General features: G+C 47.7%; 2 protein-coding genes. Both read left to right on the top strand.

Annotation, left to right across the window (positions count from 1 at the left end):
- Positions 1–359, top strand: a 359-nt coding sequence (locus A3763_RS27930; protein WP_369823076.1) for an efflux RND transporter periplasmic adaptor subunit, incomplete at its 5' end; no start/stop codon positions are given.
- A 15-nt stretch (positions 360–374) separates the two neighbouring features.
- On the top strand, positions 375–990 hold a 616-nt coding region (locus tag A3763_RS01925), incomplete at its 3' end, for an efflux RND transporter permease subunit (RefSeq protein ID WP_197482692.1).

Here is a 990-nt window from a genome sequence, read left to right as displayed (position 1 = left end):
GTACAATACGACTGCGTGCAGTATTTAGCAATGAAGATGGTAAGTTCACGCCAGGGATGTTTGCGCGGATTAATATGCAGATAGGTGCGAGCTATCCAGGAATTCTTGTTGATGAGAAAGCTGTCGTGACAGACCTTAGTCATAAATATGTATTGGTTTTAGGAGAAAACAACATCTTGGAATATCGCCCTGTTCAGTTGGGTCCTAAATTCAAGGGTTTGAGGGCGATTAAGAGTGGCCTGGAAGCTGGTGAAAAGATTGTTATCAAGGGGCAGGGCTTGCCAAATGTTTTCCCTGGAATGCCGGTATCACCTAGTGATGCAGATATGGCGCCAGCCACTAACAATAGCCAAGGCTAGGAGCGGCAAGCCAAAATGAGTATTTCACAATATTTTATTAGCCGCCCGATCTTTGCTGGCGTGCTCTCGATGATGATCTTCCTAGCTGGCTTGATCGCCGTCTTTCAATTGCCGATAACAGAATACCCAGAGGTTGTTCCGCCAACCGTTGTGGTTAATGCTAGCTATCCTGGCGCAAACCCCGAAGTGATGGCGGACTCTGTTGCTACGCCATTGGAACAGGCGATTAATGGTGTTGAAGGCATGCTTTATATGTCCTCACAAGCAACCTCAGATGGTAGCTTGGCAATTACTGTTACCTTTGAGCTGGGTACTGATGTCGATGATGCGCAGGTACAAGTCCAAAACCGTGTTTCGCGAGCGATTCCCAGGCTGCCGCAAGACGTTCAACGTTTGGGGGTGACCACAACCAAATCTTCACCTGACTTAACGATGGTCGTGCATCTGTTATCACCTGACGATAGCTATGACATGTTGTACCTGTCTAACTTTGCTAACTTGAAAGTGCGCGATGAACTTGCTCGCCTAGAAGGTGTTGGAAATGCTCAAGTATTTGGTGCAGGGGATTACTCTGTGCGTATCTGGCTGAATCCTGAGCAGGTATCTGCGATGGGTATGACCACCAGCGATG

It is taken from the genome of Oleiphilus sp. HI0128 (genome assembly GCF_001635365.1).
This window is presented reverse-complemented; position numbering and strand designations above follow the sequence as displayed.